This is a genomic window from Clostridiales bacterium (genome assembly GCA_015243575.1).
GTDB lineage: Bacteria > Bacillota > Clostridia > Peptostreptococcales > Anaerovoracaceae > Anoxybacterium > Anoxybacterium hadale.
The window spans coordinates 1,561,361-1,583,394 of sequence record CP042469.1 but is presented as its reverse complement, the minus strand read 5'-3'; the positions used below and the strand labels follow the sequence as shown (position 1 = coordinate 1,583,394).

Below are 22,034 nucleotides of genomic sequence, written 5' to 3'. Positions count from 1 at the left end.
AAAAGCAAGGAGGAATGGAAGGACGATGACGGATAACAGATCGATGAGCAAAAGTATTACAGAAGAAGTTGCAGATGGAATCTACCAGATAAAGGTGCCTCTTCCCAATAATCCATTGGGATCGCTCAACGCATATTTACTCACAGGGGGTGAAAAGAATTTACTGATTGACACCGGTTTCTTTCATCCGGCATGCCGTAAGGCCTTATGGGACGGCTTCCAAAACATCGGTGCAAAACTTTCGGATACAGACATCTTCCTGACCCACTTGCATGCAGATCATTCCGGTCTTGCTTCTGAGCTGGCCTCCAGGGGAGCTAAGATTTATTGCAGCGCGCTGGACGGTCATATTATCAATCTTTTTGCTGCTCAGGAATATTGGGATGAAATGGGCGCTCTTTTCTGCAGGCACGGGATGCCTGATATTGGGGAAGATCAAGAAAAAGGGATTCATCCGGGCAAGCTGTTCGGAGGGAAAGACCGGATCAATTTTGTTACGGTGACAGATGGGGAAATCCTTCAAGCGGGAAAATACAAGCTTCAATGTGTCTGGACACCGGGACATAGCCCAGGTCATATGTGCCTTTTAGAAAATAATCGAAAACTGCTTTTCTCAGGAGATCACATATTGGGAGATATCACCCCTGTCCTTTCACCGGAGCGAGGGCTGGAACGGCCTTTAAGATCATATCTGAAGAGCCTGGAGCGTATTGAAGCTCTTGAAATCAAAGAGATTCTTCCGGGTCACCGTGGGAGAGTAACAGAGCCCTATGTCAGGATAGAGGAACTGAAAAAGCATCATGAGCTGAGACTGAAAGAGATTCGGTTGATCCTGAGACATGCCAATCGGCCGATGAATGCATATGAAGTTGCCGCCAAAATGAGCTGGAGAATGCCAAAGGATATCTGGGAAAAAATACCGAGACAGCAACGTTGGTTTGCAACAGGAGAGGCCATGGCCCATCTGTTCTACCTTGAAGAAGAAGGCTCAGCAGAAGTCAGCTTGGAAGGCGAATCTTATAAGTTTTCTTTGAAAAAAACAGGAGGAGTACTTCTATGAGGATCATTGTATTGATAAAACAGCCTTTAAAAGAAGAAAAATACTCGGATAGGGGAAGGCTGTCAGGAAGTAATTCCAGCGAAGATGCGCAAATAGGTTATGATGACGGAAATGCGCTTGAAATGGCTTTGCGGCTAAAGGAAAAAGCGGAACAGGGCGCAGTGGAAATTATAGTACTGGCAGCAGGAATTTCGGATGAAGATACGGTTTTAAGAGAGGCGCTTGCCTTGGGAGCCGATAAGGCTGTCCTCATAAGTGATGCAGGGCTTGCCGCAGCTGATGCGATGGCGACAGCGCGTTGCTTGGCTGCTGCAATCCGCCGAATCGGTAGCTATGATCTGATTTTGGCGGGGTATCAAAGTCAGGATAAAAAAGAAGGACATGTTGGCGCAATGATCGCTGAGTTTCTTGATCTTCCACAAATCACGCATGTGAACGAATTTCAAGTTACGGATGGAAGGATCGAGGCTATTGCAGATCAAGGCGATGGCTCCAGTCTGAAACTATGTACGCAGCTGCCTTGCTGCCTCAGTGCAAATAAGATGAAGTCTGCTTTGAGAATTATGACGCTGCAGGGTGTCCGTCAGTCATTGAAAAAGGAATTGATACGATGGACTTTTCAGGATTTCAGCTCTGGAGAGGAGGACTGGTTCAGCAGGACTCTTGTAGTTCATAGATTTTCTCTTCGGCACAGGGAAAAAGGGCGAATCCTTAAGCTGATCAGTGAACAATCAGCCTCTTTGAAAGGGACAGATGTGGAACAAAGCAAGCAAGAAGAAATGAATCAAAAAGAAATCGACCAGGAACAGATAAAAGCATTGTTGAAACCATTTCTGTATGAAATCAAATCTTCATTCTTAAAACGAGCATGATTTCAGAAATGAGCGTCCGCTCATTAGAAGAATAAAACCCGCCTATTCATTCTGGAAGCGAACCCCAAGCATTAGGTCATAAGTGAAAGACTAATGTTTGGGGTTCGCTTTCCTTGTCATTTACTTTACTTTTACATTTTATCATACTGAGCGTATCGCACTGGACTGTCAAAACCAGAGTGGATTTATTCTCAGGATGGATGATCGTAATAATATGGTATACTTAATGATAATAAAAAGGTCGTGGAGGGTAATATGAAAATAACGAAAATTGAGGATAAGGACAAAATAAGTTTTATGGAGCTTCTCCTTCTTGCAGATGAAGACTTGAAAATGATAGAAAAATACCTATATCGGGGAGAAATGTTTGCATTATATGATGGCGGCTTAAAAAGTATTTGTGTGGTTACGCAGGAAAGTGATGATGTCTGCGAACTAAAAAATATAGCTACCTATGAAAAATGGCATGGCAACGGGTATGGAAGCAAACTGTTAGACCATATCTTTTCACATTACAAAGGCAGGTATGTAACCATGCTTGTGGGAACAGGCGACGTTCCTTGGATCTTGCAGTTTTACCAGAAAAACGGATTTAGAATTTCTCATAGAATTAAGGACTTTTTCACAGACAACTACGGCCAACCAATGTATGATGATGGTGTTCAATTGGTTGATATGGTTTATTTGAGCAAAATCTTATAAGAATCACAAAAATCATTGCTTGACGGGAAGCGATCATGCCATAATTTTGAATTCATTCTATTCTTTTTGTGAATGCTATCTAGTGTGCAATTTAATCAGGCATCCAATTTGCCTAAAAATCATTGCACCATGATATACTCAAATATGATAGGAAAGTATACAAAATACTTTCTGGATTTCACCAAATAACGTTTGACTATTTATTAACAATGAGTTAAAGTGTAACATGTAGAATTAAGATTTGTTTATCAGCCCGAACAATTTATAAGATAAATTGGCGGGAATTTAAGCAGGAGACCGCAAATTCCTGATTTGCCGGTGACCTGCTGAGTTAGATCAAGATAAGATAAGTATCACAAAACAGGAGGAGAATGAAAAATGGATTTTAAACTGACGAAAACACATTTGCTTCAGCAGGAATTATTCCGTCGATTTGCGGAAACTGAAATAAAGCCGATCGCAGAAGAGATGGATGAGACAGAGGTGTTTGATCTGGAACTGGTAAAGAAGCTCCAGAGATACGGCCTGATGGGCATCCCCTATTCCAGAGATTACGGCGGAGTAGGCGGAGACTATCTGGGATATGCGCTGTGTATGGAAGAGATCTCCAAGATTGATGCCAGCACAGGAATCACAATCTCCGTACACACATCACTGGCTTGCTCCTGCATCGAAGGCTTCGGTACAGAAGAACAGAAACAAAAATGGCTGAGACCACTGGTTGATGGTTCCAAAGTCGGCTGCTTCGGTCTGACAGAGCCAAACGCAGGAACAGACGCTGCAGGACAGCAGACAAAGGCAGTTCTTGACGGCGATGAATATGTCATCAACGGCGCAAAGATCTTTACAACCAACTCCGGTTTTGCAGATACGTTCGTCGTGTTTGCCATGACTGACAAATCCAAGGGAACCAAGGGTATTTCCGCATTCGTAATTGACAGAAATACACCGGGACTGTCCGTTGGTAAGAATATCCACAGAATGGGAATCAGAGCTGCATCCAACTGCGAAGTAGCTTATGAAAATGTTCGCATCCCAGTATCACAGCGTCTTGGAAAAGAAGGAGATGGCTTCAAAATCGCAATGAAAGCCCTTGACGGCGGAAGAATCGGTATCGCTGCTCAGGCTACAGGAATTGCACAGGGTGCCCTGAACGAAGCAATCAAATATGTAAAAGAAAGAAAGCAGTTCGGAAAGAGAATTTCTTCCTTCCAGAACACACAGTTCAAAATTGCTGAGCTGCAGACAAAGATCGATGCAGCAAGACTCATGACATGGAGAGCAGCAATCCAGAAGGATAATAAGGAAAACTATGGACCAGCAGCAGCAATGGCAAAATTATTCGCATCCGAGATGTGTAATGATGTAACCCGAGCTTGCGTACAGCTCATGGGCGGATACGGTTATTCCAGAGAATATCCTGTTGAACGTATGATGAGAGATGCGAAGATCACAGAGATCTACGAAGGAACCTCTGAAGCGATGAAGATGGTTATTGCCGGTTCCATGAAAATCAGCTAGTCAGCTGCAAATTGAAAGGAGATAAATGATGAAAATCGTTGTATGCATAAAACAAGTACCAGACACCAATGAAGTAAAGCTGGATCCGGTAACAAATACACTGATCCGTGAAGGAGTACCGAGCATCATCAACCACGATGATAAATCCGGAATCGAGGCTGCACTGCAGCTGAAGGAAAAAGTAGGCGGAACTGTAACCGTTGTTTGCATGGGCCCGCCCCAGGCAGATGTAGCGCTGAGAGAAGCTCTTGCGATGGGTTGTGACGAAGCAGTATTGGTATCCGCAAGAGAATTCGGCGGATCCGACACCTACGCGACTGCACACATCATTTCCGCAGCGCTGAAGAAGGTCGGATATGATCTTGTAATCACAGGTCGTCAGGCCATCGACGGAGATACCGCTCAGGTAGGACCTCAGATTGCTGAGAACCTCCAGATTCCACAGGTTTCCTACGCAGAAGAAATCAATGTGGAAGGCGATAAGGTTGTCGTTAAGAGACAGTATGAAGATCGATACCACATTATTGAAGTGAAGACTCCTTGTCTTCTGACCGCACTGCAGGAACTGGCAGTTCCAAGATACATGCATGCCAGAGGCGTTGTAGAAGCGTATGAAAAGGAAATCAAGACCTACGGTTTTGAAGATCTGAAAGATTCCTTAAATCCTGCTCACATCGGCCTGAAGGGATCCCCGACAAACGTATTCAAATCCTTCACAAAGCAGGCAAAGGGACTTGGAACAAAGCATGCTGACTTAAGTGTTGATGAAGCGGTGCAGATTATTGTAGATAAGCTGGAAGAAAGACACATCATTTAATTTTAATGAGCGCAAAAGCGCAGGGGAAATTGGTTCACAGCAAGGCATGCGGCCAAGTGAGAGCGGAGCGTACTTCTCGTACGTGAGCACCGAACGCAGGGCGCGAAACGCAGCTGTGGGCGAATTTAACAAGCTTAAGGAGGGGAAATCTCAAAATGAGTAAAGATATTTATGTAGTCGTAGAGCAGAGAGACGGCGTAATCGCTAAGGTTGGTATCGAACTGATCGGAGAAGCCACAAGACTCGCTGCAGATCTGGAACAGAAGGTTGTCGGTATCCTGCTTGGAGCTGACATTAAAGGTCAAGCACAGAAGGTCATCGAATACGGAGCAGATTCCGTTGTTTATGTGGAAGATCCGATGCTTGCTGAATACGTAACAGAGCCCTATGCAAAAGCTCTGACAGCCGTAATCAAGGAATGCGATCCTGAGATCGTACTGTTTGGAGCAACTTCCATCGGAAGAGACCTGGCTCCAAGAGTAGCATCCAGAATCCACACCGGTCTGACCGCAGACTGCACAAAGCTGGATATTGATGTATTTAAGGCAAATGACGAAGATCCTGGTCAGAAGCTGCTGTTCATGACTCGTCCTGCATTCGGCGGAAACATCATGGCAACCATCCTTTGCAAAAACCATAGACCTCAGATGGCTACCGTAAGACCCGGCGTAATGAAGCGTCTTGAGAAAGATACAGCCAGAACAGGCGAAATCAAAGAGATCAAGGTAGATTTCGTACCTGCTGACATGAACGTTGTGATCAGAGAAGTCGTAAAAGAAACCCACAAGAAGTCCGATATCACAGAAGCGAAGGTTCTGGTTTCCGGCGGACGCGGAATCGGCACACCTGAGTTCTTCGGAACATTGAAAGAGCTTGCTGAAGTACTGGGCGGAGACATCTCCTCCTCCAGAGCCAACGTTGATGCTGGCTGGGCAGCAAAGGACAGACAGGTAGGACAGACTGGAAAGACTGTAAGACCGGAACTGTATCTTGCTTGCGGAATCTCCGGAGCAATCCAGCACGTAGCCGGTATGGAAGGTTCCGAGTGCGTTATCGCCATCAACAAGAACGATACCGCTCCAATCTTCGATGTAGCTGACATCGGTATCGTAGGCGACGTTAAGGTCATCGTACCAAAGCTCACAGAAGCTCTGAAGAAGATCAAGGCTGCTAACGAGTAAAAAACAAATAGTTATCAAAGAGGCCGTCTCAAAATGATTGAATCATGGAGAGACGGCCTTTCTTCAATGTTAGCTTACGACTAAGATTGCGCGAATCTAATTTGAGAGTAAAATAATGAGTTGGTCAATATGAAAATGACTATTTTTAAAAGATAGTCATTTTCATTTTATTGCAACTTTCTGCATAAATTCTATGAAGTTAATTGATTATGCGTTTTTGGCTTGGGTATTAACAATGAAAATGTGAGGTGATAATTATGGATCGTAAAGAACGAGCTTTTCCTTCTATCAATCCTTTGAAATGGAGCAGGAAACAAAAAAGCCGGTCACTGGCATTGCTCATTTTTTCCTTCTGTATCGTATACGCAGCATCGAAACTGATATCTGGAGCAATGGGCAGAGAAGAGACTTTGACGGTAAAACCGCAGGAATACACAGAAAAAATCGTGGCAACGGGCTTGGTGCAGCTTGCAAAAGAAACAAAACTTGTTGCCGAAGTCAACGGAATTGTGAAAAACATTGAAATAGACGATGGAAATTCTATCTCAGCAGGAGCTGTAATTCTATCCATTGACAGTCCGGATCTTGAATATGAACTGAAACAGAAAGAATCTGTGTATCTCGATGAGAAGGCGCAGTATGAGAACCTTGTGAACTATGAATATCAGGCAGCAGCTGAAGATTTGAAACGACTAGATACCGCACGAAAAAAAGCAGAAGCCGACTGGAACGCTGCAGAGCTATTATATCAGGAAGGCGCAATTGCTGACAGCGAACGAATGTCGGCAAAGTCTGCTTACGATTCTTCTGCTGCGGAATGGAAGAAGGCTAGCTTGAAAGCCGAGTCCCTTAGAGAAGGAGGGGCACTCCGCAGCTCTGCGTATTCCCAGATGATGAATGCCCAGTCTGCATATGAAAGCAAGCTGGAAGAAAAGAATAAATATACGATCACAGCCCCATGGGACGCCATTCTTTTGAAAACATACGTGAAAGAACAGCAATTGATCAATCCCGGAGATGCCCTTGCAGAGATCGGAGAAGCAGGGAGCAGCTATGTTGCAACGGAGCTGGACGAAAAATACTTTCCATATTTGCTGAAAGGGATGAAAGCGGAAATAAAAGTAGGTGATAACCGGCTGCCTGCTGCGGAAGGAACCATCACTGTCATCTCTCCGAAGATCAACGAAAATACCGGCACGTTCTCAATTCAAATCGGATTGCCGGGAGATTTTTCATTTCAGGCTTCTGACCTGACCGTGAATGTGGAAATCCTCATCAGTGAGGATGCAAATGTGATCTTGATCCCCAATCAATACCTCATAGCGGGAGAGGACAGCATATACCTTTATGATGATGGGAAAGCAATGAAGAAAAAGATAGCGTACCGCTTGGGTCTTTCCGGGAACATCGTAGTGACCAGTGGTTTGTCGGAGGGAGATATTTTAATCAAGCCTGGCAAGGAGATTTATGACGGAAAGCAAGTCAGGATCAAGGAATAAAGTCAGGATCAAGAAATAAAGGGATTAGACCCTAGGAGGAGGTCGATGGGATGAACTTGGAACTTAAAATTGCATTGCGATTTTTAAAATACGGAAAGACCCAAACGCTTTTTATTCTGCTGGGAATTGCCGTGGGCGTAGCGGTTCAGATATTTCTCTCTACCTTGATCACCAGCCTTCAGGAAAGCCTTATTGATGAGACCATTGGTAATGCAGCCCACATTACGGTTAAAAGCAGGGATGATGAAATCGGCAGAATACTGGAGCAAAGCAATCAGGAAATGTCTTTGCTTCGAGGGAACAGAACCGCTCTTGAGAAAGGCTTGATCAACTGGCCTGTGATCGCAGAGGAGCTGCAAGATGAACCGGATATTACTGCATTTTCACCCCTTGTTCAAGGCACAGCACTGATCCGAAGTTCAGGGAAAGATTTATCGGTTCAAGTAAAAGGGATTCAGCTGAGCAAGGCGGATAAAATTTATGAGCTTACATCAAGAATCGTATCAGGAGAGGGTGTTGCAGAAGGAAATCAGATTTTAATTGGAACGAAACTCTCAAAGGATCTGGGAATAGAGGCTGGGGACGTGATCAATCTGTTTACAGCCCAAGGAGAACCAGTGCCTTTCCTCGTCTCTGGGATCTTCGATTTGGAAAATGAGGCAGTCAACAGTACTGTAATTTTTATGGATTTCAATCGCTCGCAAAAGCTTTTTCAAATGGAAAGCAGAATCACTGCCATCGAAATACAGCTTAAAGATCCATTTCAATCCGATGTCATTGCAGAAGCATGGCGGAGCCGCATTCCTGAAGAAGAAATCATTGACTGGAAGGAGCAGAACAAGCAGCTTTTGATTGCCCTATCCAGCCAAAGTAGTTCCACCTATACCATACAGTTCTTTGTAATTCTTGCGGTAACTCTCGGAATTTCCAGTGTGCTGGCGGTTTCTGTGGTTCAGAAATCGAAAGAGATCGGAATTCTCAAAGCAATGGGAGTAACGAAAGGCAGCGCAAGCAGGATCTTTCTGATGCAGGGCTTCCTGTTAGGTGCTGCTGGATCTATTATAGGTGCGGCGCTGGGGATTCTTTTGATCAGTCTCTTTCAGCTAGCAGGACTTGGAGCTGGCGTACCGGAAATAAGCTATCGCTGGGGAAGTATGCTCCTGATCGGAGGTATTTCCACTGTATCTGGTTCTCTCGCATCGCTTCTTCCTGCAAGAAGGTCTGCAAATCTGAATCCGATGGAGGCGATAAAAAATGGATGAACTTCTGATAAAAGGGGAAAATCTAGTGAAGGAATATGGAGGAGTGGTAAAAACAAGAGCGTTGAACGGTGTGGATCTGAAGATTGGAAATCGGGAATTCTCCTGTATCATTGGACCCTCTGGCTGCGGTAAGAGTACGCTTCTCAATCTTCTTGGCGCCCTTGACCGCCCGGATGGAGGCAGCCTGCAGTTTCGCGGGATTGAGCTTTCCTCCATGAGTGAAAATGAGCTGGCAGCCTTTCGGAACAAGAGCATTGGTTTTGTGTTTCAATTTCACCATCTGCTTCCGGAATTTAATGCTTTGGAAAATGTTCTGCTTCCGTCATGGATTAAAACCGGTCGGGTGAATCAAAACAGACAGAAACATGCAATAGAGCTGCTGGAACTGGTGGGTTTGGAAGGCAAGATCATGAACCCTGCCAACAACTTATCTGGGGGACAGCAGCAGCGTGTCTCCATTGCCAGAGCGCTGATTAACAGCCCGGAGCTTGTGCTGGCCGATGAACCGACTGGAAATCTTGACTCAGAATCAACAGAGCAGGTTTATGAGCTGCTTCGTATGATCAACCGCGAGATGGGTACCACTTTTCTGATCGTTACCCACGACCGCAATATTGCGCAGAAATGCGATCGTATCATAGAAATGAAGGATGGAAGAATTATCAGTGATTAGGATTGGTTACGCCTGTCAGGCATTAGCAGTAGAAAACACGCAGCTGAGAAGCTGTATCATGAGGAATGCCGATGAAGAAAGGCTAACGGAAATCATCGCTCATAATCTTGACGTCTTGGATCGCATCATTGAATATAATAAAGCCCAGGAGATTTTCCTGTTTCGTATCAGTTCAGAATTGATTCCTTTCGGTTCGAGCCCGGTGAATACTTTACAATGGGATTTGCTTTTCGTGGAACGCTTCCGGGAGATTGGCAGGAAACTTAAGGAATATGGAATCAGAGTCTCGCTGCATCCGGGTCAATACACCGTTCTTAATTCCCCCGACAATGCAGTAGTCAAACGGGCTGTTGAGGATCTTGAATATCATTGCAAGGTTCTGGAAGTCCTAAAGACAGCGCCGGACAGCAAGCTGATCCTTCATGTGGGGGGAATCTACCGGGACAAAGAAGCTGCAATGAAGCGTTTTGAAGAGAACTATAAATTGCTTCATGATGGAATCAAGGCAAGACTTGTACTGGAGAATGATGATAAATCTTATACAATCAGCGATGTTCTGGAATTGGGGTTGAAGCTGGGAATCCCAGTGGTATATGATCACCTCCATAACCGAATCAACTGCTCTGATCCATCCAAGAATGATTCTTTCTGGATTGAAGCGTGTAAAAGCACATGGAAGGACATTGACGGGAGACAGAAAATTCACTATTCACAGCAGGAGGACGGAAAAAAGCCAGGCTCCCATTCTCAGACTATTGAAACATCTGAATTCGTGAAATACTATGAGTCCATCCGATCCCATGATTTGGATGTTATGCTGGAGGTAAAGGACAAGAATCTATCCGCTGTGAAGTGCATTCAGCTCATTTCTCCAGAAAGTAAGGGCATATAGGATCTTGAAAAAGAATGAGCAAGGAAAGTAAGGGAATCCCTATCTGGCCGCGTCCGATTACTTTCTTTTCTTCTGAAGGTTCTCATTTAAAAACTACCCCCACTTGTTAACCTCTGAAAAATTAAGCCGCATCCTTTTGATCTTGTATTGCTCCATACAGTTTCTCGCCAAAGATAAACAGGAAGAAACCGGCTATAATGATTGCTCCGCCAACGAGGGAGGATCGCTCAGGTAATTCGCCTGCAATGAGAAAACCTAAAAGGCTTGTTAAAAAGGGTGTTACGAACATATAGTTGCTGACCTGTGAGGTTTGCTCAGCCTTTGAGAAAGCCTTCGACCAAAAAGCGTATGCAACCGCACTTGAACAGATTCCCAGGACAGCAAGATATACCCATTGGATGCCAGGAGCATGAGATGCCTCCTTTATAGAAGAAGGTGCAAAGAGGGCAAGAAGGATCGTGCCGAAAAAAATGCTGTATGCAGAAGTCTGCAATGCAGTATATTTTTTTGTTAGCTTGCGCTGCAGGAGATTGTATAGGCTCAGGAAGAGAACCGCTAGAAACAGCCAAAACAGCCCTGTGTTGATGGATAAGACACCATCCATCAAGGTTAGAACTGCTACGCCGATCAATTCGATCACTATGGCAAGCCACTGAATATAGTGCAGTCTTTCCTGATAAAAAATTTGCGCAAGGAAAGCTGTCAGTACTGGTACGGTAGAAATTACAATGCTTCCAGTGGCGGCCGTAACAGTACGCTGTCCTTGATTAAAAGCAATCATATAGAGGAAAAATCCTAAGGCTCCAGCAAGGATGAAGCACGGCAAATCTTGTTTCTGGGGTAATTTCATTTTTGTAATCAAGGCAACGGCTAAAAGGGTACAGGACGCAATGAAATATCGGAGAAAACCCAGAGAAAAGGGAGTAAAATACTGCAGTGCCAGTCTTGTCAGCACGTAAGCCAGCGACCAGAATAGAATCGTAATCATCGCATCCATATGAAAGCTCGTTTTAAATCTCATATTTTCTTCGCCTCGCATTCATAAATTCGCCTCGCATTCATAAATTCGCCTTGCATTCATAAATTCGTCTCGCATTCCATAAATTCGTCTCGCATTCATAAATTCGTCTCGCATTCCATAATCTTGTCTCACACTCATATTCTCATCTCATATTCACTATCGTCCTACCTTGCAAATACCAATATTTTCTTATATAATTTGACCACAAGCAATCGGTATAGAAAAGAACCAATTATAAATGATTTTATTTGAGCCAGTCTGAGGGGAGGCATTCAGATGTTGTTTATAGAACTTGACAGAACTCATGAGCGTTCTTTTACAAAACAAATCTATATACAAATTCGAAAAAAAATAGTTTCAGGGCTATTGAAAGCAGGTGACAGGCTGCCGTCAACCCGCGAGCTCTCAAAGGATTTAGGCGTTGCCCGAAATACCGTGCTGACTGCATATGAACTGCTTGTTTCTGAGGAATTCCTCTATAGCTTACCCGGTGCTGGTTTTTATGTTGGTCCTGAAATTTCGAGGGTAAAACAGCCGGTGCAGATTGGGGATTCAATCGCAGCCTCTCTGTCTGATATGACACTTCCAAATGAGTTGATCAACTTTGACAGCGGCCTTCCTGCTTTGGATTTGTTTCCAAGAAGCAAGTGGAATCATGCCGCCGCCAAAGCATTAAACGAGGCACCGGCATCTGTTTTGGGATATGACGATCCTCAGGGCAGGCCAGAGCTTCGAGAAGCTTTGTCGGGATATCTCAAACGTACCCGCGGAATTGAATGCAGACCAGAGCAGATTATCATCACATCAGGCACAAAACAAGGATTGACCCTGGTGGCAAAATCCCTGCTGAATGACAAAAGTGAAGTTTGGATTGAAGACCCCACCAATGAAAATGTAAAACAGATTTTTTTGTACCATACGAACAAAATCATTCCCTTCAGTGTAGATGAGCATGGGATCACGCCCTATTTGTTTCCAAGAGATAGAAAACCGACGTTGATTTTTGTTACCCCTTCCCACCAATTCCCTATGGGTGGGATTTTACCCATCAAACGCCGACTTGAACTCGTCGAATTTGCGAGGAAGAGCGGGTGCTATATCCTGGAAGATGATTATGACAGTGAATTTACCTATCAAGGGCTTCCTGCAAACTCCTTGTATGAATTTGATTCGAAATATGTGATTCATGCAGGCACCTTCAGCAAGACCATGTTCCCATCCCTGCGCCTAGGCTATCTGGTTGTGCCGAATAAGCTGGTTCCCTTAATCCGGGAATGGAAGCGGCTTGCGGATCATCACTCCAATTCCATCTATCAGCTTGCACTGATGCGGTTTCTGGAAAGCGGGGAGATGGAACGCCACATTCGTCGAATGAAAAAAGTGTATCTATCCAGACGAGATCATTTGCTTGCGCTGTTACGCAAATATTTTGGAGATAACGTAACCGTGTATGGATTTCATGCAGGCATGCACATTGTGGCTGAATTTGTAGGGGGTTCATTTCCTGAGGAAACGATTCGGCAGCTCTTGAACCGTGGTATATATGTGGTTCCGGTCGAAAAGCATGCAATTGTAAAAGGCAATCACTCAAGTCAGATTATTTTAGGATATGCCTCACTGTGTTATGATGATATGGAAAGAGGTTTAGAGATTTTAAAAGAAGTTTTAGAGGAGCACTACTGATGTTTTATTTACGAGAGGAGTATTGAGATGAATCAAGATTTTTTTACATGTGTGAAGCATCCTTCACTTTATCAACAAAGTGAAGTTAATTTTTGGACAGAGGAACATATTTCGAAGCAGCTGCTTAAAGCCCATCTTGATCCTAATTTCGAGGGAGCGAGCCGGAAGTTGGACTTTATTGAAGAGTCGGTAAAATGGATCTGCGAAACGATCCCGTCCCACCAGTTTCCAGAACTGCTGGACGCAGGCTGCGGTCCTGGATTATATGCGGAACGGTTTGGGAAGGCTGGATATAACGTAACTGGGATTGATTTTTCTAAGGGGTCCATAGAATATGCCAAGGTGTCTGCAGAGAAACAAAACCTTAACATCACATACGTATATCAGAATTATTTAACGATGGATTATGAGAACCGGTTTGATTTGGTCACCTTTATTTATTGCGATTACGGCGCATTGTCAACTGAAAACAGAGCAAATATCCTAAAGAAGCTGTATCAGAGTCTGAAGCCGGGTGGAAAACTGCTGCTGGATGTGTTTACCATGGTAAAGTATCGTGAGTTTCGTGAATTAAGAACCTGGAACGTCTATGAAAGAGGGGGCTTTTGGCGCGAGGGGAAATACCTGGAGCTTTGTGAGCAGTATCACTATTCTGATGATGTGACGCTGGAGCAAACCACTGTTGTTACCGAGAAGGATTTTACGACATATTATATCTGGAATTGTTACTTTTCGAAAGAGGCATTGTTGAAGGAAGTGAGAGCGGCGGGATTTGAACATTATGAAATCTTCAGTGATGTGGCAGGGAAGTCTTATGATAACGATAGCCTAACCATGGCAATTCTTTTGGAGAAATAAGAAAAACGTTACCCGCAGCGTTGCAGTATGATGATCAGCTTCCGGCTTTAATTCTGTCAAGAAACTCGTCCGTAAGCAGCTCCGCCTTTGCAGCTGAAGAAGGAGTGTAATTGATCGTGTACGGATCACAAAACCCATGATTTCCGCCCAGGGTAACAATGGAAGTATACTTTTTGTGTCCTAAAGTGCGTGCCAAATTACGGGGATCAAAATTCGGTTCATTTTCTGCAAAGATTAAAAGGGTCGGGCATTTTGGTTTGACTTCGGGATAATCGCGGATTCGGGAACCATAGTATCCGACCATACCGTCACAAAGTCCGGAAGCTGAGCACCGCCAGGCAATGGTTGCGCCTACACTGTAGCCGATCAGAACAATGGACCGATACTTTGGCCTCAGCTTTGACAGCAGCTGTACATAATTCTCAAAAACATCAAATCCAATGTTCGCTTTGAAATGCTCATACGCTTCCTGCTGCCGAGAATATGGAAAAGCCTCTGCTCCATCAAGCAGATCCGGACAATAGACATCATATCCCAAGTTGTGGTACTGCTCGCAGACCCTTGAAATATGCTGATTCTTGCCATATATTTCGTGAAAAACGACTATTGCCGCACCAGCGGTATGATTCTGAATCAACAGATGCTCCTCTCAGACAAAATAGCTGCAACCGTGAATTTATCCCAATGGTATACTAGAAGATATTATATCGTGTCATCCTGAATACTACAATTAAATTAAAAGGCTGGGTATCAAATATATAGATTTTTAGATGATAAACATAAACAACACAAACAAATTAATATCAACAAAAAAATAAAAAATCATAATATCTATTGACAGCCAAAAAAAATGTGCATATAATAAACAAAATTAATAATGATCAAACCGTTGAAGTGGAGATAAAAACAAATCGTGCATTCACAGAGAGCCGGGGTTGCTGAGATCCGGTAAACGCAGCTTGTTAAATGGACCACTGAGGGCGCAGTCAAAGGCTGTATCGGCTTGGAGCTGATCAGGCGAGAGTCCGGGTAACCGGATTCGGCATCCGAGTATTCTGCGACGTGAGGGCATACGTAAGTTGCCGGGGATATGTTGGTATCCTGTAAAGCGTGTGGATTTATTTCCATAAAGCAAGGTGGCACCGCGGGTTTTTTGTATTTAGAACTCGTCCTTGACAGTATTTTCTGTTGAGGACGGGTTTTTTGTTATTCTGACGTCCTTGGCAATGAAGCAAAAGGAGGAAAGGATATGGTAAGACCAACATTAGAAGAGGCAAGGGAATTTGAGGAAGCTTACAAAGCAATTCCCTTGAGCCGTGAAATCTATTCCGATGTGAAAACGCCCATCGAGGTATTGAAAATTCTCAAAGGCATCAGCCAACACTGCTATCTGCTGGAGAGTTTGGAAAGCCCTGCCCAATGGGGGCGATATACATTTCTGGGCTATGATCCAAGGTTGGAGCTGACCTGTACCGACGGGCGGTTAAAGGTCAGTGCAGGAACGGAAATCAATATAGAAACCAGCGATCCGGGAAAAATGATAAGGCAGATCATCGAGGAAAATAAAAGCCCCAGATTGGACTATCTCCCGCCTTTTACCGGTGGCCTGGTTGGATACTTCTCTTATGATTATATCAAGTACAGCGAACCCTCACTGAAGCTTGATGCAGAGGATCAAGAAAACTTTAAAGATGTTGACCTGATGCTGTTTGATAAAGTAATTGCCTATGACAACCTGAAGCAGAAGATCATCCTTATCACCAATATCATGACGAACCAACTGGAAACAAATTATAAAAAAGGCATGCTGGAGCTGGATCAGATGGTAAGGCTGATTCAGGATACGGCAGCAACAGAGCATTACCCTGCTGAATTGAAATCCGAATTCCGGCCTCTGTTCAGCAAAGAGGAATATTGCACCATGGTAGAAAAAGCCAAGGAGTACATTCAGGAAGGTGATATTTTTCAGGTGGTTCTATCCAATCGTCTGGAAGCAGAGTTTGAAGGCAGCCTCTTAAACACCTACCGTGTACTCCGGTCCACCAACCCTTCTCCCTATATGTTCTACTTTTCCGGTGAGGACATCGAAATCGCAGGGGCATCACCGGAAACGCTGGTGAAGCTGCAGGATGGTGTACTCTACACCTTCCCGCTGGCAGGAACGAAGCCCAGAGGCAAAACTGACGAAGAGGATCTCTTGTTGGAACAGGAACTTCTGTCCGATCCCAAGGAGCTGGCGGAACACAACATGCTGGTGGACCTTGGAAGAAATGATCTCGGCAAAATCAGCAGGTTTGGAACGGTAGAAGTAGAAAGATACCTTACAATTGAACGGTTCTCCCACGTAATGCACATCGGGTCCACCGTAAAAGGACAGATCAGGGAAGACAAAGATGCACTCAGTGCAGTGGATGCAGTTCTCCCTGCGGGAACCTTGTCGGGAGCACCGAAGATCAGAGCCTGTGAGATCATCAATGAGCTGGAAAACAACAAGCGGGGTATTTACGGAGGTGCCATCGGATATATCGATTTCACCGGCAATATGGACACCTGCATCGCCATCAGGATCGCATACAAAAAAAACGGTAAGGTATTCATCCGCTCCGGCGCCGGAATTGTGGCTGACAGCGTACCGGAAACGGAATATCAGGAGTGTCTCAATAAAGCCAGGGCAGTAGTAAACGCCTTGGTCAGTGCAGGGGAGGTATTTGGACGATGATTTTATTGATTGATAATTATGACAGCTTTTCGTATAATCTCTACCAACTCGTCGGATCTCTGCAGCCCGATATCAGAGTCATCAGAAATGATGCAGTGACTTTAGAAGAAATCGAAGCACTAGAACCCGAGGCTATTCTTCTTTCTCCCGGCCCCGGCAAGCCCGCAGATGCGGGGATTTGCGTTGAAGCAGCGAAGCATTTTGCCGGAAAGATACCGATTCTGGGCGTGTGCCTCGGTCATCAGGCAATCTGCGAAGCCTTCGGAGCAACCGTATCCTATGCGAAAACCTTAATGCACGGAAAACAGTCCCTGATGAAGGTGGATACGGATTGCAAGCTGTTTCAAGGATTGCCGGAAGAAATTGAAGGAGCGAGATATCACTCCCTGGCGGCGTTGGAAGAGACGATGCCGGAGGAACTCACCATAACAGCACGGTCGGAAGACGGGCAGATCATGGCAGTAAAGCACCGGGAGCATGACGTCTACGGACTTCAGTTCCACCCTGAATCTATCCTGACTCCCCAAGGCCGAACGATTCTGAAAAATTTTATCCGCCTGAGCGATTGCTCATCAGGGGAGCCCAATTGCTAGCTCTCGCTGAGCAAATAATCTCATGTTTGTGGAGGGAACGAAGAATGATAACAGATGCAATACAAAAAGTAATATCCGGAAAAGATCTGGATTTTGATACCGCCAAAATGGCAATGGAAGAGATCATGGAAGGGAAAGCGACACAGGTACAGATTGCAGCCTTTTTGACTGCTATGAGGATGAAGGGGGAGAGTATTGATGAGATCACTGCATGCGCTTCTGTCATGAGGGATAAAGCTGTTCCTGTAAGCCGCGGCGCCGATCCTGTGATGGATATTGTCGGCACTGGAGGAGATGAGGCGGGGACGTTTAATATTTCAACCACCACAGCCTTTGTGGTCGCAGCAGCCGGTGTGCCGGTAGCAAAGCATGGCAACAGAAGCGTATCCAGCAGAAGCGGAGCGGCAGATGTTCTGGAAAAGCTGGGAGTCAACATACAGCTTACCTCTGAGCAAAGCAGCAGAATGCTGGAAGAAATCAACCTTTGCTTCCTGTTTGCTCAGCTCTATCACAATTCAATGAAGTATGCCGCGCCGGTTCGGAAGGAACTGGGGATCAGGACCATTTTCAACATTTTAGGCCCCCTTGCCAATCCTGCGGCGGCAAATCTGCAGCTCATGGGAGTCTATGATGAAAAGCTGGCTGTTCCTTTGGCGCAGGTCCTATCTAATCTGGGTGTAAAGCGGGGCATGGTCATCCACGGAGGCGACGGGCTGGATGAAGCAACCCTCACCGCGGAGACCATTGTGGTGGAAATCGATAATGGAACTCTGAGGCGGTACGCGGTAACACCGGAGGACTTTGGACTGAACAGAAGCGACCGGGATGCTCTGCTGGGCGGAACGCCCGAGGAAAATGCGCAGATCACCAGAGCCATTCTGGAGGGAATTGAACGCGGTGCCAAACGAGACGTTGTGATCATGAATGCGGCAATGGCTCTTTATACAGCGGGAAAGGGAGCAAGCCTGCAAGACTGCCGAGTGCTGGCCGAAGAAATGATAGACAGCGGAGCTGCGATCCAGAAACTCAACGCATTGATCGCACTTTCAAATGAATTTAACCGTTCCTCAGGTGAGGTACTCTCATGAAGGATATTCTCAGTGTAATAGCGGAGCGAACCAGAGAGCGGGTTATAGAGCAGAAACAGATCAAGTCCTATTCTGAGGTGATCCGGCAAGCTGAGGCCATGTGCACAGGAGCAGAAGTGCGCTTAGCGCAGGCCATGGAAGCCACGTGCGATCAGGAACCGTTGTTCCCGTTTCAAGAAGCATTAAGCCGCGAGGAAATGTCCTTTATCTGCGAGGTGAAAAAAGCATCACCGTCAAAGGGTGTCCTCGACGAAACCTTTCCCTATGTCAAAATCGCCGCGGAATATGAAGCAGCAGGAGCTGCAGCCATCTCGGTGCTCACAGAACCATACTGGTTTCTCGGCAGCGGCCAATATCTGAAAGAAATTAGAGAAATCGTAAAATTACCTATCCTTCGCAAAGATTTTACGGTAGATCCTTACCAGATCTACGAAAGCAAGCTGCTGGGTGCAGATGCCATCCTGTTGATCTGTGCACTGATGGAGGAGCCTTTTCTAAAGGAATGTCTGCAGATTGCGAAGCAGCTTGGCTTGTCCGCTCTTGTTGAAGCCCATACGGAGACTGAAGCTGAGATGGCAGTCAATGCAGGCGCGGAGATTATTGGGGTCAACAATCGAAATCTCAAGACCTTTGAGGTTGATCTGGAAACCAGCATCCGGCTGAGAAAGCTTGTGCCCGACTCGATATTATTTGTATCGGAAAGCGGCATCAAAACTGCGGCGGAGATCAAGAGATTGAAAAGCCACAGCGTCAACGGAGTCCTCATCGGAGAGACCCTGATGAGGAGCAGCGATAAAAAGAGGATGCTTTCAGAACTGAGAGGCGAATCAGGAGAAGAATAAAGCTGCGAGATAATGAGAGGGAAAGGCGTATGACGAAAATAAAAATATGCGGGCTCTTTCGCCCGGAAGATATGGGCTTTGTCAACGAGGCAAGGCCGGATTATATCGGATTTGTATTTGCAAACAGCAGACGCAGGGTGAACCCTGAAACCGCCGCCGTACTGAGAAGACTACTCAACCCTGGGATCAAAGTCGTAGGAGTCTTCGTTGATGCTCCCATTGAGATTCCGATAAGTCTTACCCGGGGCGGAATCATTGATCTGGTGCAGTTGCATGGCAATGAAGATGAAACTTATATCAGAGCACTGAAACAGAAACTTTCAGAGATATCCATTCGTGATGCCTTACAGGAGACAGCTGGTTCATCAGATCTACCAGAAGCAGTCAATTGCTTCCCGGTTATAAAAGCCATCCGGGTGGAACGTCCGGAAGATATCACTGCCATGCAGGGCAGCGCAGCTGACTATCTGCTGCTGGACAACGGGTCAGGCGGTACGGGGAAAACTTTTGATTGGAGTCTGGTTTTGCAGGCGGGAACAGCAGGAAATGAAAACAAAAAACCGTTCTTTCTTGCGGGAGGACTTAATCCAGGCAATGTGGAGGATGCAGTAAAAACATTAAGCCCTTATGCGGTGGATGTGAGCAGCGGAGTGGAAACGGATGGACTGAAGGATCAATCGAAAATAATTGATATCGTGGCGCGGGTGCGGCAGTCAATGAGACAAATGTAAAGCAATTGCAAGCAGCTTGAAGGTGCCGATGGAAATATGATAAGGATATGGAAGGGAAGGATGAAGATGAAAAAGGGCAGATATGGTGTCCATGGGGGGCAATACGTCCCGGAGACACTGATGAACGAATTGATCCAGCTTGAAGAGAGCTATGAACGATATAAAAATGATCCGGAATTTAATCAGGAGCTTGATCAATTGTTTCGTGAATATGCAGGGCGGCCTTCGCTGCTTTATTATGCAAAGAAGATGACCGAGGAACTGGGCGGTGCAAAAATCTATCTCAAAAGAGAGGACCTGAACCATACAGGATCCCATAAGATTAACAATGTACTGGGGCAGGCACTTCTCGCAAAAAAGATGGGAAAGACCAGAGTTATTGCGGAAACGGGAGCTGGCCAGCATGGCGTAGCAACGGCAACGGCTGCAGCGCTTCTGGGAATGGAGTGTGAAATCTTTATGGGGAAGGAGGACACAGAGCGTCAGGCGCTGAATGTTTACCGCATGGAGCTTCTGGGAGCAAAGGTTCACCCTGTTACAAGCGGTACCATGACCTTAAAAGACGCTGTCAATGAAGCCATGAGAGAATGGACCACCCGGGTGCACGATACCCATTTTGTATTTGGGTCGGTGATGGGACCCCATCCATTTCCTATGATCGTGCGGGATTTTCAGAGTGTCATCGGAAAGGAAGCCAAGGAGCAGATTCTGGAAAAGGAAGGCAGACTCCCGGATGCAGTTATCGCTTGTGTAGGCGGCGGAAGCAATGCGATGGGAGCCTTCTATGAATTTATTCCCCATGAGGAAGTGGCATTAATCGGCTGCGAGGCCGCAGGCAAGGGGATAGACACCCAGGAGCATGCCGCGACCATTGCCAGAGGCAGTCTTGGCATCTTCCATGGGATGAAATCCTATTTTTGCCAAGATGAGTACGGACAGATTGCACCGGTATATTCCATTTCAGCCGGGCTGGATTACCCCGGAATTGGGCCGGAACATGCAAGCCTCTATGATGCAGGAAGAGCAAAGTACGTACCGGTTACTGATGATGAAGCGGTGGATGCCTTTGAATATCTGGCACGCACAGAAGGGATCATCTGCGCCATTGAAAGCGCTCACGCCGTTGCTCATGTGAGGAAGATTGCAGGTCAGATGAGTCGGGATCAAATCATTATCATATGCCTCTCGGGAAGAGGAGATAAGGATGTTGCATCCATCGCAAGATATAGGGGGGTAGCAATCAATGAGTAATATCAGAAAAGCATTTGGAAACGGTACGGCGTTTATCGGATTTTTGACAGGAGGGGATCCCTCCATTGAAAAGAGCTGCGAATTTATTTTGGAGATGGTGAAAGGCGGCGCTGATCTGATTGAAATCGGGATTCCATTTTCTGACCCGGTGGCAGAGGGCAGTGTCATACAGAAGGCGAATATCAGAGCCTTGACAGCAGGCGCTACAACGGATAAGATCTTTGATCTCGTAGAGCTTGTACGGAAAGAAAGCAGCATTCCGCTGGTAGTTTTGACATATCTCAATCCGGTGTTCAAATATGGCTACGAGCGGTTTTTTGAAAGATGCCGCAAGCTCGGTATTGATGGAATCATCATACCTGATTTGCCCTTTGAAGAAAAACAGGAGCTGGACGAAATTGCGGAAAATTATGAGGTGGATGTCATATCTCTAATCGCGCCAACCTCTGATCAGCGAATCCGACAGATTGCGTCCGAAGCGAAAGGGTTTCTGTATGTTGTCTCTTCCATGGGAGTAACAGGAGTTCGCAGCGAAATCAGAACGGATTTGCAAAAAATGATACGATTAGCAAAAGAGGCAGGAGATGTACCTGCAGCAGTGGGCTTCGGCATCAGCAATCCGGACCAGGCCAGAGAGATTGGAAGCATGGCTGATGGGGTCATCGTCGGCAGTGCTATCGTAAAAATCATCGAAGAATATGGAGAAGCAGCAGGGCCTCATCTCTATGAATACGTGAAATCTATGAAAGCTGCCATCGGGGGGTGATTT

At 45.6% G+C, this 22,034-nt stretch carries 21 protein-coding genes; 19 read left to right on the top strand and 2 right to left on the bottom strand.

Features of this window, described 5'->3' with window-relative positions; genetic code table 11:
• The first annotated feature begins 25 nt into the window (after positions 1-25).
• From FRZ06_06910 to uvsE, 10 genes are all read left to right on the top strand, one after another.
• The gene (locus FRZ06_06910; GenBank protein QOX63089.1) at positions 26-1,060 is read left to right on the top strand and encodes an MBL fold metallo-hydrolase; all 1,035 of its coding nucleotides are present in this window, start codon (positions 26-28) and stop codon (positions 1,058-1,060) included.
• Complete coding sequence (locus tag FRZ06_06905) at positions 1,057-1,932, top strand: hypothetical protein (GenBank protein QOX63088.1); 876 nt, start codon at positions 1,057-1,059, stop codon at positions 1,930-1,932. Before FRZ06_06910 ends, FRZ06_06905 begins: the two co-directional genes overlap by 4 nt.
• A 255-nt stretch (positions 1,933-2,187) precedes the next feature.
• Positions 2,188-2,634 (top strand): GNAT family N-acetyltransferase, encoded by a 447-nt coding sequence (locus FRZ06_06900; GenBank protein QOX63087.1) that lies wholly within the window; start codon positions 2,188-2,190, stop codon positions 2,632-2,634.
• Positions 2,635-3,012: 378 nt separating this feature from the next.
• Entirely contained in the window at positions 3,013-4,155 is a 1,143-nt protein-coding gene (locus FRZ06_06895) for an acyl-CoA dehydrogenase (protein ID QOX63086.1), read from the top strand.
• 28 nt (positions 4,156-4,183) lie between these two features.
• Entirely contained in the window at positions 4,184-4,972 is a 789-nt protein-coding gene (locus FRZ06_06890) for an electron transfer flavoprotein subunit beta/FixA family protein (protein ID QOX65865.1), read from the top strand.
• A gap of 155 nt (positions 4,973-5,127) precedes the next feature.
• Positions 5,128-6,153: an electron transfer flavoprotein subunit alpha/FixB family protein gene (locus tag FRZ06_06885; protein ID QOX63085.1), complete on the top strand. Its 1,026-nt coding sequence runs from the start codon at positions 5,128-5,130 to the stop codon at positions 6,151-6,153.
• Positions 6,154-6,410: 257 nt separating this feature from the next.
• Complete coding sequence (locus tag FRZ06_06880; GenBank protein ID QOX63084.1) at positions 6,411-7,652, top strand: HlyD family efflux transporter periplasmic adaptor subunit; 1,242 nt, start codon at positions 6,411-6,413, stop codon at positions 7,650-7,652.
• A 50-nt stretch (positions 7,653-7,702) separates the two neighbouring features.
• Positions 7,703-8,914, top strand: a complete 1,212-nt coding sequence (locus FRZ06_06875; GenBank protein QOX63083.1) for an ABC transporter permease — start codon at positions 7,703-7,705, stop codon at positions 8,912-8,914.
• The gene (locus FRZ06_06870) at positions 8,907-9,587 is read left to right on the top strand and encodes an ABC transporter ATP-binding protein (GenBank protein QOX63082.1); all 681 of its coding nucleotides are present in this window, start codon (positions 8,907-8,909) and stop codon (positions 9,585-9,587) included. The genes FRZ06_06875 and FRZ06_06870 overlap by 8 nt, the downstream gene beginning before the upstream one ends.
• Positions 9,565-10,479, top strand: coding sequence for a UV DNA damage repair endonuclease UvsE (gene uvsE / locus FRZ06_06865; protein QOX63081.1), 915 nt, complete (start codon positions 9,565-9,567; stop codon positions 10,477-10,479). The genes FRZ06_06870 and uvsE overlap by 23 nt, the downstream gene beginning before the upstream one ends.
• Before the next feature lie 121 nt (positions 10,480-10,600).
• On the opposite strand, the gene FRZ06_06860 is transcribed toward uvsE, so the two are convergent.
• Positions 10,601-11,500, bottom strand: coding sequence for a DMT family transporter (locus FRZ06_06860; protein QOX63080.1), 900 nt, complete (start codon positions 11,498-11,500; stop codon positions 10,601-10,603).
• A gap of 276 nt (positions 11,501-11,776) precedes the next feature.
• Here FRZ06_06860 and FRZ06_06855 point away from each other — a divergent pair, with 276 nt between their 5' ends.
• A complete protein-coding gene (locus tag FRZ06_06855) occupies positions 11,777-13,183 on the top strand; it encodes a PLP-dependent aminotransferase family protein (protein ID QOX63079.1) in 1,407 nt (468 codons plus the stop codon).
• A 27-nt stretch (positions 13,184-13,210) separates the two neighbouring features.
• Positions 13,211-14,041: a class I SAM-dependent methyltransferase gene (locus tag FRZ06_06850; protein ID QOX63078.1), complete on the top strand. Its 831-nt coding sequence runs from the start codon at positions 13,211-13,213 to the stop codon at positions 14,039-14,041.
• A gap of 34 nt (positions 14,042-14,075) precedes the next feature.
• Here FRZ06_06850 and FRZ06_06845 read toward each other — a convergent pair whose 3' ends face one another.
• Positions 14,076-14,681 carry a dienelactone hydrolase family protein gene (locus FRZ06_06845; protein QOX63077.1) on the bottom strand — a complete coding sequence of 202 codons (606 nt, stop codon included), beginning with the start codon at positions 14,679-14,681 and terminating at the stop codon, positions 14,076-14,078.
• A gap of 609 nt (positions 14,682-15,290) precedes the next feature.
• On the opposite strand from FRZ06_06845, the gene trpE reads away from it, so the two are divergent.
• The 7 genes from trpE (at position 15,291) to FRZ06_06810 (ending at position 22,031) form a co-directional block, all read left to right on the top strand.
• A complete protein-coding gene (gene trpE / locus FRZ06_06840) occupies positions 15,291-16,760 on the top strand; it encodes an anthranilate synthase component I (GenBank protein QOX63076.1) in 1,470 nt (489 codons plus the stop codon).
• A complete protein-coding gene (locus FRZ06_06835) occupies positions 16,757-17,353 on the top strand; it encodes an aminodeoxychorismate/anthranilate synthase component II (protein ID QOX63075.1) in 597 nt (198 codons plus the stop codon). The genes trpE and FRZ06_06835 overlap by 4 nt, the downstream gene beginning before the upstream one ends.
• 44 nt (positions 17,354-17,397) lie before the next feature.
• Positions 17,398-18,441, top strand: a complete 1,044-nt coding sequence (gene trpD / locus FRZ06_06830; protein ID QOX63074.1) for an anthranilate phosphoribosyltransferase — start codon at positions 17,398-17,400, stop codon at positions 18,439-18,441.
• Positions 18,438-19,283 (top strand): indole-3-glycerol phosphate synthase TrpC, encoded by an 846-nt coding sequence (gene trpC / locus FRZ06_06825; GenBank protein QOX63073.1) that lies wholly within the window; start codon positions 18,438-18,440, stop codon positions 19,281-19,283. The genes trpD and trpC overlap by 4 nt, the downstream gene beginning before the upstream one ends.
• A gap of 29 nt (positions 19,284-19,312) precedes the next feature.
• A complete protein-coding gene (locus FRZ06_06820; GenBank protein ID QOX63072.1) occupies positions 19,313-20,014 on the top strand; it encodes a phosphoribosylanthranilate isomerase in 702 nt (233 codons plus the stop codon).
• Between the two features lie 66 nt (positions 20,015-20,080).
• The gene (gene trpB / locus FRZ06_06815) at positions 20,081-21,265 is read left to right on the top strand and encodes a tryptophan synthase subunit beta (GenBank protein ID QOX65864.1); all 1,185 of its coding nucleotides are present in this window, start codon (positions 20,081-20,083) and stop codon (positions 21,263-21,265) included.
• Complete coding sequence (locus FRZ06_06810) at positions 21,258-22,031, top strand: tryptophan synthase subunit alpha (protein QOX63071.1); 774 nt, start codon at positions 21,258-21,260, stop codon at positions 22,029-22,031. The genes trpB and FRZ06_06810 overlap by 8 nt, the downstream gene beginning before the upstream one ends.
• Positions 22,032-22,034 lie beyond the last annotated feature (3 nt).

What these genes read in the sequence shown, in the direction of transcription:
- FRZ06_06885 (QOX63085.1), top strand. Translation starts at nt 5,128, where the DNA reads ATGAGTAAAGATATTTATGTAGTCGTAGAGCAGAGAGACGGCGTAATC.
- FRZ06_06810 (QOX63071.1), top strand. Translation starts at nt 21,258, where the DNA reads ATGAGTAATATCAGAAAAGCATTTGGAAACGGTACGGCGTTTATCGGA.
- FRZ06_06860 (QOX63080.1), bottom strand. Translation starts at nt 11,500, where the DNA reads ATGAGATTTAAAACGAGCTTTCATATGGATGCGATGATTACGATTCTA.
- trpD (QOX63074.1), top strand. Translation starts at nt 17,398, where the DNA reads ATGATAACAGATGCAATACAAAAAGTAATATCCGGAAAAGATCTGGAT.
- FRZ06_06905 (QOX63088.1), top strand. Translation starts at nt 1,057, where the DNA reads ATGAGGATCATTGTATTGATAAAACAGCCTTTAAAAGAAGAAAAATAC.
- FRZ06_06835 (QOX63075.1), top strand. Translation starts at nt 16,757, where the DNA reads ATGATTTTATTGATTGATAATTATGACAGCTTTTCGTATAATCTCTAC.
- FRZ06_06870 (QOX63082.1), top strand. Translation starts at nt 8,907, where the DNA reads ATGGATGAACTTCTGATAAAAGGGGAAAATCTAGTGAAGGAATATGGA.
- FRZ06_06890 (QOX65865.1), top strand. Translation starts at nt 4,184, where the DNA reads ATGAAAATCGTTGTATGCATAAAACAAGTACCAGACACCAATGAAGTA.
- FRZ06_06895 (QOX63086.1), top strand. Translation starts at nt 3,013, where the DNA reads ATGGATTTTAAACTGACGAAAACACATTTGCTTCAGCAGGAATTATTC.
- FRZ06_06820 (QOX63072.1), top strand. Translation starts at nt 19,313, where the DNA reads ATGACGAAAATAAAAATATGCGGGCTCTTTCGCCCGGAAGATATGGGC.
- uvsE (QOX63081.1), top strand. Translation starts at nt 9,565, where the DNA reads ATGGAAGAATTATCAGTGATTAGGATTGGTTACGCCTGTCAGGCATTA.
- FRZ06_06850 (QOX63078.1), top strand. Translation starts at nt 13,211, where the DNA reads ATGAATCAAGATTTTTTTACATGTGTGAAGCATCCTTCACTTTATCAA.
- FRZ06_06855 (QOX63079.1), top strand. Translation starts at nt 11,777, where the DNA reads ATGTTGTTTATAGAACTTGACAGAACTCATGAGCGTTCTTTTACAAAA.
- FRZ06_06880 (QOX63084.1), top strand. Translation starts at nt 6,411, where the DNA reads ATGGATCGTAAAGAACGAGCTTTTCCTTCTATCAATCCTTTGAAATGG.
- trpB (QOX65864.1), top strand. Translation starts at nt 20,081, where the DNA reads ATGAAAAAGGGCAGATATGGTGTCCATGGGGGGCAATACGTCCCGGAG.
- trpE (QOX63076.1), top strand. Translation starts at nt 15,291, where the DNA reads ATGGTAAGACCAACATTAGAAGAGGCAAGGGAATTTGAGGAAGCTTAC.
- FRZ06_06900 (QOX63087.1), top strand. Translation starts at nt 2,188, where the DNA reads ATGAAAATAACGAAAATTGAGGATAAGGACAAAATAAGTTTTATGGAG.
- FRZ06_06910 (QOX63089.1), top strand. Translation starts at nt 26, where the DNA reads ATGACGGATAACAGATCGATGAGCAAAAGTATTACAGAAGAAGTTGCA.
- trpC (QOX63073.1), top strand. Translation starts at nt 18,438, where the DNA reads ATGAAGGATATTCTCAGTGTAATAGCGGAGCGAACCAGAGAGCGGGTT.
- FRZ06_06875 (QOX63083.1), top strand. Translation starts at nt 7,703, where the DNA reads ATGAACTTGGAACTTAAAATTGCATTGCGATTTTTAAAATACGGAAAG.